6 protein-coding genes are annotated in these 7217 nt (G+C 68.1%); 3 read left to right on the plus strand and 3 right to left on the minus strand.

What is annotated here, in order from left to right; genetic code table 11:
* Nucleotides 1–56: 56 nt before the first annotated feature.
* Nucleotides 57–2264, minus strand: a complete 2208-nt coding sequence (locus tag ACLP4W_RS31165) for an RNA degradosome polyphosphate kinase (protein WP_442391598.1) — start codon at nucleotides 2262–2264, stop codon at nucleotides 57–59.
* A gap of 89 nt (nucleotides 2265–2353) precedes the next feature.
* Nucleotides 2354–3022 carry a 2-phospho-L-lactate guanylyltransferase gene (cofC, locus tag ACLP4W_RS31170; RefSeq protein ID WP_442391600.1) on the minus strand — a complete coding sequence of 223 codons (669 nt, stop codon included), beginning with the start codon at nucleotides 3020–3022 and terminating at the stop codon, nucleotides 2354–2356.
* Between the two features lie 169 nt (nucleotides 3023–3191).
* Between cofC and ACLP4W_RS31175 the strand changes: the two genes are divergently transcribed.
* Complete coding sequence (locus tag ACLP4W_RS31175; RefSeq protein WP_442391602.1) at nucleotides 3192–4211, plus strand: NAD(P)H-dependent glycerol-3-phosphate dehydrogenase; 1020 nt, start codon at nucleotides 3192–3194, stop codon at nucleotides 4209–4211.
* 76 nt (nucleotides 4212–4287) lie between these two features.
* Nucleotides 4288–5397: a D-alanine--D-alanine ligase family protein gene (locus ACLP4W_RS31180; RefSeq protein WP_442391604.1), complete on the plus strand. Its 1110-nt coding sequence runs from the start codon at nucleotides 4288–4290 to the stop codon at nucleotides 5395–5397.
* Between the two features lie 19 nt (nucleotides 5398–5416).
* Here ACLP4W_RS31180 and ACLP4W_RS31185 read toward each other — a convergent pair whose 3' ends face one another.
* Nucleotides 5417–5989 carry a DUF3515 domain-containing protein gene (locus tag ACLP4W_RS31185; protein WP_442391606.1) on the minus strand — a complete coding sequence of 191 codons (573 nt, stop codon included), beginning with the start codon at nucleotides 5987–5989 and terminating at the stop codon, nucleotides 5417–5419.
* A gap of 222 nt (nucleotides 5990–6211) precedes the next feature.
* Here ACLP4W_RS31185 and ACLP4W_RS31190 point away from each other — a divergent pair, with 222 nt between their 5' ends.
* A complete protein-coding gene (locus ACLP4W_RS31190; protein ID WP_442391608.1) occupies nucleotides 6212–7207 on the plus strand; it encodes a thiamine-phosphate kinase in 996 nt (331 codons plus the stop codon).
* Nucleotides 7208–7217: the final 10 nt, after the last annotated feature.

A 7217-nucleotide genomic window follows, 5' to 3' on the forward strand; every position in this document is an offset into this window, starting at 1 on the left:
AATTCGGCCAGGGCCGCTCGGGTCTTGCGTGCGACCTGGAAAGTTACCACATAGCGTCAGGGGCTCGTGTGCCGCTCCATTAGTGATTCCTGATGATCGCGCACGGTGTGGCCTTCCTGAGGCAACGCGGTCCACTGCCCGTCGGCCCGCAGCTCCCAGCACCGGGTGGACGGGTCTAGCGCGGACTCGAACAAGTCGTCCAGCTGCGCTGTAAGCCTTGGATCTCTGACCTGAGCCAGCACCTCGACTCGCCGGTCGAGATTGCGGTGCATCATGTCGGCGCTGCCGATCCAGAACTCGTTGATGGACCGGAAGTGGATGATGCGCGAGTGCTCCAGGAACCGGCCGAGAATAGAGCGGACGAAGATGTTTTCGGAGTAGCCCTCCGCGCCCGGGCGCAGTGCGCAGATGCCGCGCACCACAACCTCAACGCGCACACCCGCCTGCGACGCGCGATAGAGCGCATCGATGACCTGTTCGTCGACGAGTGCGTTCATTTTCATGCGGATCCGCCCGTTACCGCTTTCCCGGTGGGCGGCAATTTCGCGCTCGACGCGCTCGATGATGCCCGTGCGAATGCCGTACGGGGCCACCAACAGGTTGCGGTAGGACAACTTACGTGAGTAGCCGGTGAGCGAGTTGAACAAGTCGGTCAGGTCAGCGCCGATGTCGGGTGCGGCCGTGAGCAGACCGATGTCCTCGTAAAGCCGCGCCGTCTTGCTGTTGTAATTGCCGGTCCCGACATGGCAATAACGTCGGATCACCGGTCCTTCGCGGCGCACCACCAGACAGGTCTTGCAGTGCGTCTTGAGCCCGACGAATCCGTACACCACATGGACGCCCGACTGCTCGAGTGTGCGCGCCCAACGGATGTTGGCCACCTCGTCGAAGCGCGCCTTGATCTCCACCAGTGCCACCACTTGCTTTCCGGCCTCGGCGGCGTCGACCAGTGCGCGAACTATGGGCGAGTCGCCGGATGTGCGGTACAGCGTTTGTTTGATCGCCAGCACGTTGGGGTCGGCGGCGGCCTGTTCGATGAATCGTTGCACGCTGGTGGAGAACGAATCGTACGGATGGTGCACCAGTACATCGCCTTCGCGCAGCGTCGCGAAGATGCTCTTGGGTGTCTCCCGGTCGGCGAAGGCGGGATGGGTGGCCGGAACGAACGCCCGGTCTTTGAGCGCCGGACGATCGAGGCCGTAGATCTGCCACAACGACGACAGGTCGAGCAGCCCCGGCACTTCGACGACATCACCGGGATGCACGTCGAGTTCGCGCAACAACAACTCCAGCATGCTCTCGGTCATGTCGTCGGCGACCTCGAGTCGCACCGGCGAACCGAATCGCCTACGCGCCAATTCGCGCTCCATCGCCTGCAGCAGATCTTCGTCGCGGTCCTCTTCGACCTCGAAGTCGGCGTTGCGGGTGATGCGGAACGCGTGATGCTCGACGATTTCCATGCCCGGGAAAAGCACCGGAAGAAAGGCCGCGATCAGCTCTTCCAACGGCAGGTACCGGACCACGGCCTGTGCCTCGGTCCCGGCAGAGTTTTCTCGGACCACCTCGCGGTCCGCGAGTTCGACGAAGCGATCGACGTTGTCCGGCACCTTGACCCGTGCGAAGTGCTGGCCGCCGTCCTCGGGTTGCTTCACGGTGACCGCCAGGTTCAGGCTCAACCCGCTGACGAATGGGAAGGGGTGAGCGGGGTCGACGGCCAGCGGCGTCAGGACGGGGAAGACCTGCTCGGTGAAATACGTCGAGAGCTGGTCGCGCTCACCCTGGTCGAGGTCGGCCCACGTGACGATATAGATGCCTTCCTCGGCGAGCGCCGGCCGCACCGAGTCGAGGAACACCCGCGCGTGCCGGGTGGCGATCCGCTGGGTCTGCTCGCCGATCCGGCTGAGTTGCTCGCCCGGCGTCAGGCCGTCGGCAGAGCGGACCGATAACCCCATTTCGTCGCGACGTTTGAGGCCGGCGACCCGCACCATGTAGAACTCGTCGAGGTTGGAAGCAAAGATTGCCAGGAATTTAGCTCGCTCCAGCAATGGCAGCGAGTTATCGGCGGCCAGTGCGAGGACGCGCGCGTTGAAGTCCAGCCAACTGAGTTCGCGGTTGAGATAGCGATCCGGCGGCAGCTCATCAGTGATCGCGGCGGGGGTCGCCGCAGGTGGCGCTGCCACGGCCGACTCGCCCACATGCCAAAAATTCTCTTCGGGCCGTGCCTCAGCTTCAATTTCGGTCACAATGGAATCATCGCCTATCACCCGCTGGTGCTGCTAGCGCTCGACGCACATCTATTTGCAGTTGGTGCGCCGTTCATCCTCCCGACAGGTCTGTCGGATTGTCGGTGCCGTCAATGGTGCGCGATGGCCCGGGCGGTGGCCGCGCCGACCCCGAGGCGACGGGCGGCCGCCAGGTCGGCGGGAGTGTCAACATCGCATCGCAGGCCGGGCCACGCACCCGTCAGCTCGATCGCACCCGAACGGCGGTGCCGCGCGGACGAATCCGAACCGAACTGCGGATTGAGCTCGGCATCGAACGCGCACAGCGCGGCGGTTCCCGTCGCCAGCCGGTCAGCGACGAAGCTGCGCCTGTGCTGGCGTGCGGCGGCGATCGCCTCGGCCAGCTCCCGGGTCTGCAACGCCGGCAGATCGCCCTGCAGCACAACGAAATTGGAGAAGGACCCGGCCACGGCTCGTTCCGCGGCGGCGATCGCATTGTTCAGCGGGTCACTGTGGCCCTCGGGCGTGGGGTCGGCCAGCACATTGGCACCGAGCTCCGCCGCCACGGCCGCCGCGGCATCGTCGGGCGTGATGACGGTGATCGAGCCCAGTGAACCCACGCCCGCGGCGGCGCTCAGGGTGTCAATCAACATGGCCAGCACCACGTTCTCCCGCGTCCCCGCCGAGAACACCGGGGCCAGCCTGGTCTTGGCGGCGGCCAACCGCTTGACGGCGACGATCAGCGCAACGTCGCTCGAACTGTCGCCCGCCCCCGCACCGTCGGCCCGTGTGCCGCTCATGAGGCCATCCTGCCAGCGACGCCTGAAACGTCACGCGAGCTGGGGCACCGCGCGCTTGCGGGGGACACGCTCGCGTGACGGCACACCGTCGCTGTTCTAGGGTGTAGCGGCCGTGGATACCACGTTGACGGCTCAGGCTGCGACAGACAGGGACAGACGGGGGTGGCAAATGGCCGGCACATCTGGCGCCGTTGCGGTGATGGGCGCCGGTGCGTGGGGCACGGCGCTGGCCAAGGTGCTCGTCGACGCCGGGGGACCAGAAACAGAGGTCACGCTGTGGGCCCGGCGATCTGACATAGCCGAGCAGATCAACGCCACCCGGTATAACCCCGGCTATCTGCCCGGTGCGCTGCTGCCGCCGGGCGTCCGCGCCACCGCCGACGCGGACGAGGCGCTCAGCGGCGCGTCGACGGTACTGCTGGCGGTGCCGGCGCAGACGTTGCGGGCCAATCTCGAGCACTGGGCTCCGTTGATTGCCGACGGCGCCACCCTGGTCAGCCTGGCCAAGGGCATCGAGCTGGGCACGCTCATGCGGATGAGTCAAGTCATCGTCTCGGTGACCGATGCAGACCCCTCAGAGGTCGCGGTCATTTCGGGGCCGAACCTGGCCAGTGAGATCGCCGAATGCCAGCCCACCGCCACGGTCGTCGCGTGCAGCGACTCAGGCCGCGCGGTCGCCCTGCAGCGCATGCTGAACAGCGGGTACTTCCGCCCCTATACCAACAGCGACGTGGTCGGCACCGAGATCGGCGGGGCCTGCAAGAACGTCATCGCACTCGCTTGCGGGATGGCGGCCGGCGTCGGGCTTGGCGAAAACACCGCGGCGGCGATCGTCACCCGGGGCCTGGCGGAGATCATGCGGCTGGGGATAGCGCTCGGCGCCAAGGGCGCGACCCTGGCCGGGCTGGCGGGCGTGGGTGACCTCGTGGCCACCTGTACGTCGCCGCAGTCGCGCAACCGGTCCTTCGGCGTACGCCTGGGGCGCGGCGGGACCATGGAGTCGGCGATGCAGGCGAGGGACGGGCACGTGGTCGAGGGGGTGACGTCGTGTGAGTCGGTGCTCGCGCTGGCGTCCAGTTACGACGTCGAAATGCCGCTCACCGACGCCGTGCACCGGGTCTGCCACAAGGGACTGTCGGTGAACGAGGCGGTGGCGCTGCTGCTGGGCCGCAGCACGAAGCCCGAGTGATCCCGAAGCGATAGAAACCCCAGGCAGGGCCCGGCACCCGGCCAGAACGCTCCCCAACCGGTAACCTCTTTAGGTTGTGAATGCCTCTCGCCGCGCGCGCGTCGCCGTCATCTTCGGCGGGCGCAGCAGCGAGCACGCCATCTCTTGCGTGTCCGCGGGCAGCATTCTGCGCAATCTCGATCCGCAGCGTTTCGATGTGATCGCGATCGGCATCACCCCGGAGGGATCGTGGGTGCTCACCGACGCCAACCCGGATGCGCTGGCGATCACCAACCGCCGGCTGCCGTCGGTGACCACCGAATCGGGCACCGAGCTGGCGCTGCCGGCCGATCCACGGCGAAGCGGCCAGTTGGTGTCGCTTGCGCCCGGTGCCGGTGAGGTCCTGGCATCGGTCGACGTGGTGTTTCCGGTCCTGCACGGGCCGTACGGCGAGGACGGCACGATCCAGGGGCTGCTCGAACTCGCCGGTGTGCCCTACGTCGGCGCCGGTGTGCTGGCGAGTGCCGCCGGGATGGACAAGGAGTTCACCAAGAAGCTGCTCGCCGCCGAAGGGCTGCCGGTCGGCCCGCACGCGGTGCTGCGGCCAACGCGGTCGACCCTGCATCCCGAGGAGCGCGAGCGCCTGGGTTTGCCGGTGTTCGTCAAACCCGCACGGGGCGGCTCGTCGATCGGCGTCAGCCGGGTGTCGAGTTGGGACCAGCTGCCCGCCGCGGTCGCGAATGCTCGCCGGCACGATCCGAAGGTGATCGTCGAGGCGGCGATCAACGGTCGCGAGCTTGAGTGCGGCGTACTCGAAATGCCCGACGGCACAGTCGAAGCCAGCACGTTGGGTGAGATCCGGGTGGCCGGCGTGCGGGGACGCGAGGACTCGTTCTACGACTTCGCGACCAAATACCTCGACGACGCAGCCGAATTGGACGTGCCCGCAAAGGTCGACGACGAAATCGCCCACGCCGTGCGCCAGTTGGCGATCCGGGCGTTCAAGGCGATCGACTGCCAGGGTCTGGCCCGGGTCGATTTCTTCCTCACCGACGGCGGGCCGATCATCAACGAGATCAACACGATGCCGGGGTTCACCAAGATCTCGATGTACCCAAGGATGTGGGCGGCCAGCGGCGTCGACTATCCCACCCTGCTGGCGATCATGGTTGACACGGCATTGGCCCGCGGCGTGGGTCTGCGGTAGGGAACCGCCGACGAGCCCGCTAGTTGGGCGGAGCCGGGTCTATCGGCACCGCCGCAATGGTGCGATCGATCACCTCGGAGAGCTGCTGGATCGGCGTCGGCCCCGATCCCGATGGCAGCGTGAGTGCCACGTACACCGGCCGATCCACCGCGTACCAGGTGGATCTGCCCGCGTCACCGGCGGATTGCTGTGCGGCCGCCACCTCAAACCACTGCACCCGATCGACGACTTGGATCGGAGATCCCACCACAAAGTCGGCCGGACGGTCGAGTCCGCAGCGCAGCACCACGGGCTCGCCGTCGGGTCCGGCCCGCCAGGCCGCCGCGCCCCCGGGCGCCGGTTGGGCCAGCGGTGCGCGTTGATAGTTCCCGAGCCGCTGCGGCAGCGCCGCCGCCAGTGCCGTGCATGCGGCGTTGCCGGCCCGGGGCGCCGGGAACGCGGCAATGGCAACCGGTTGCGGCGGTGCCTGCCGGGTTGCCGCGATAACCAGAACTACGCCGATCGCCACGACGGCCAGCGCAACCGCGACGATCAGCACGGCACGCGATGGTCCGGTGTCGGCAGCGGAACTGATGTCGGGGTCGGTCGTCACCGCCCGCGCACCTCCTGTCTCGTGCACGACTGCCCTGCTCGCCCCTCGCCGCTGCGCGGCTGGGGGTTGCCCACCTCGGCCGCAAACGGCCCGCATCGTCGCAGGGATCTACACTGGCGCGGTCCGCTCGCGCGGGCAGAATCCCAACTTACCGCAGGCCGGGCGACCGTACAGTGGGCTTCACCGGCCGGCACTCGGCCGGGACGCGCCGGAGGAGGTGGCGTGCGCGACCAAACGTTCGGGGCATCGGGGGAGGTCCCCACGGTGCAACAGCTCGGTGAGTTCGCGGTCATCGACAGGTTGGTGCGGGGTCGCTGGCAGCCCGCCGCCGTCCTGCTCGGGCCCGGCGACGACGCGGCGGTGGTGTCTGCCGCGGACGGCCGCACCGTGGTTTCGACCGATGTGCTCGTGCAGGATAGGCACTTTCGGCTGGATTGGTCGACACCCCACGACGTCGGCCGCAAGGCGATCGCCCAGAACGCCGCCGACATCGAGGCGATGGGCGCGCGGGCCACGGCTTTCGTGGTCGGCTTCGGAGCACCCGGTGATACGCCGGCGGCGCGGGTGGACGCGCTGGTCGACGGAATGTGGGACGAGGCGGCGCGGCTCGGTGCCGGCATCGTCGGCGGCGATCTGGTCAGCTGCCCGCAGTGGGTGTTGTCGGTGACGGTGTTGGGCGACCTGGACGGCCGCGCGCCGGTGTTGCGGTCTGGCGCGAAAGCCGGCGCGGTGGTTGCCGTCACCGGTGAACTGGGGCGCTCTGCCGCGGGATATTCGTTGTACCACAGAGGTATTGGCGGGGGCGCCGACGGGTTCGACGAGCTGCGGCGTCGTCACCTGGTGCCGCAGCCGCCATATGGTCAGGGCGCGGCGGCCGCTGTTGCGGGCGCACAGGCGATGATCGACGTCTCCGACGGCCTGATTGCCGACCTGCGCCACGTCGCCGAGGCATCGGGGGTGAGCATCGATTTGTCGTCGGCGGCGTTGGCCGCAGACCACGACGCACTGACCGCGGCCGCCGCCGCCGTGGGCGCCGACCCCTGGCCGTGGGTGCTGACCGGCGGTGAAGACCACGCACTGGTGGCCTGTTTCGCCGGCCCGCCGCCGACCGGGTGGCGCGTCATCGGTCGGGTGCTCGGCGGGCCGGCCCGGGTGCTTGTCGATGGACGGGAGTGGCGGGGGTACGCGGGCTGGCAGTCGTATGGTTCGGACGCTTGAGCGCTAGGGT

The sequence above is a fragment of the Mycobacterium sp. genome (assembly GCF_052145595.1).
In the GTDB taxonomy this organism is placed as follows: domain Bacteria; phylum Actinomycetota; class Actinomycetes; order Mycobacteriales; family Mycobacteriaceae; genus Mycobacterium.